The organism is Aquabacterium parvum, from assembly GCF_001447195.1.
Lineage (GTDB): Bacteria > Pseudomonadota > Gammaproteobacteria > Burkholderiales > Burkholderiaceae_C > Aquabacterium > Aquabacterium parvum.
Window position 1 is genome coordinate 1 of sequence record NZ_LFRI01000579.1, and the last position, 2,247, is coordinate 2,247.

Annotated in this window: 1 protein-coding gene; it reads left to right on the forward strand. The window is 61.5% G+C overall.

The features are described 5' to 3' along the window. Positions 1 to 412 precede the first annotated feature (412 nt). On the forward strand, positions 413 to 598 hold the full coding sequence (locus tag ABG80_RS21755) for a hypothetical protein (RefSeq protein ID WP_083506338.1): 186 nt from the start codon (positions 413 to 415) through the stop codon (positions 596 to 598). Positions 599 to 2,247: the final 1,649 nt, after the last annotated feature.

A 2,247-nucleotide genomic window follows, 5' to 3' on the forward strand; every position in this document is an offset into this window, starting at 1 on the left:
CAAAATGGTCATGGACTTCCCCTTCCGAGTGAGTGGATGAGATTCGCAACCCCATCGTGGCACTTCGTTGCCGTTCGCCGCAATATGCGGCTAGCTCGGGACGGGGAAGTCCCTTTCATTCGTTAGGCCCTCGCGTGAATACGTCGCTTGCACAGGCCAAGCGAGCCACCTCCTCGGTGGCTACTCGCAGCCAGGCATGCGCCTCTTGGTTCGCGCAAGGTCTCGTGGCATGCTCGCATTCAAGCTGGCATCAGCCAAGCATTCAACACACAGGGAATCATGCACATGCCGCCTCATGCCACCATCGGCCTAACTGTGCGTTGCAGGGGACGCCTCCACCAGTGCACGCTTCGGCCATGCCAAGCGGGCGCCCCTGAACTTGGGCGTTAGGCGCTACTAGAGCAAGCGACCAATGAGCAAGCCCCGCGACGACTCCGGACTCTGGACCATTCACGGCTTCGTAGAACTGGCTGTACGTATAGGCCTGATCTCTGGCGCGGCGTTCTCGGCAGCTCTCGGTCAGTTGCTTCTTGCTGCTGTGCTACTGGCACTGGCGGCAGGCATCTTTTTAAGGTTCAAACGTCGGCCCGAAAAATGATCCGCGCACACGAGCCGCCTCATCGGCGGCAGTCGCACATTCGTTCTTGCCTCCAAGGCTGTGTGCTGGCGCCCTCGCCGCTCAGGTTCAACGTGCGTTAGATTGAGGCATTCGTCGCGCATGGCTGACGCCATACGCAAAGGGAGGCGTGATGGCACGGTTCATCTCGGAAGCTGCCGCTGCAGTTCATCGCGCACACCAGGCTGGCGCCTCGTGTACGGGCTCACTGGCCGCGCAAGCGCCCTGCTACTTGCACCGGCCTAACTGGGCGTTGCAGGGGACGCCTCCACCACCGCACGCTTCGGCCATGCCAAGCGGGCGCCCCTGAACTTGGGCGTTAGGCCCTCGCGTGAATACGTCGCTTGCACAGGCCAAGCGAGCCACCTCCTCGGTGGCTACTCGCAGCCAGGCATGCGCCTCTTGGTTCGCGCAAGGTCTCGTGGCATGCTCGCATTCAAGCTGGCATCAGCCAAGCATTCAACACACAGGGAATCATGCACATGCCGCCTCATGCCACCATCGGCCTAACTGTGCGTTGCAGGGGACGCCTCCACCAGTGCACGCTTCGGCCATGCCAAGCGGGCGCCCCTGAACTTGGGCGTTAGGCCACTCTACGGAATCGCTATGCGACACGCTGCGCTCCTGCTGCTCGCTCTTGCAACTACAAATAGCTTTAGCGCGACCACAAGCGAAATCATGGCATCGCGGTACATGCGGTACATCGGATGCATGAGTCGGACCCATGGTCAGTACTTCCACGAGAAGTACAGGCTCGACATGAAGTTGAACAAATGGGGCGTTTCCGAACCCAGCCTGGCGTCCCTATCAAAGCAGTCGCCCGCATTCCAAAAGAGCGAGGCTGCATGCAGGCGCGAGAACGATCTACAGCTGGAGCCGAGGCCAAGATGAGGACGCCCCACATCGCCATACGCCTAACTGGGCGTTGCAGCGGACGCCAACCCTGGCCATGGCTTCGCCATCTTCATGGCCAGGGTTGGTGCCCTACGCACCTTCGGTGCTCCGGCGCCCCTGAACTTGGGCGTTAGGCTTCTCGCAAATGCCCAGTATTCATCGGCCTTGCGGGGCATTCGCCGGAACACATCGAGGCTTGCGGTCTGAGTGCTGGCACCTGTGCTGCGCAGGTTGCAAGTCGGGTAAATTGAGGCCTTCGTCAGCGCATGGCTGGCGCCATACGCAAAGGGAGGCGGCATGGCACGGATGAATGTTGGGGCTGCCACCGCAGCTCATCGCGCACACCAGGCTGGCGCCTCGTGTGCGTGCTCGCTGGCCGCGCATCCGGCCCACTGCCACCAGCCTAACTGTGCGTTGCAGGGGACGCCTCCACCACTGATCGCTTCGGCCATGCCAAGCGCGCGCCCCTGAACTTGGGCGTTAGGCCCTCGCGTGAATACGTCGCTTGCACAGGCCAAGCGAGCCACCTCCTCGGTGGCTACTCGCAGCCAGGCATGCGCCTCTTGGTTCGCGCAAGGTCTCGTGGCATGCTCGCATTCAAGGTAATAGTCCGACGACCACCCTCTTGCCGAGTTGAGATGGCGGCATGAAGATCGCGTCCACTATGAAGATGGTGGACGCGATCGTAAAACAAGAGCCTGGCGCCAAGTCACGCTCTACGGGGGTGCGCTTACGGC

Bases quoted from the DNA above. Each gene is read 5' to 3' on its own strand.
- ABG80_RS21755 (WP_083506338.1), top strand. From the start codon at position 413: ATGAGCAAGCCCCGCGACGACTCCGGACTCTGGACCATTCACGGCTTC.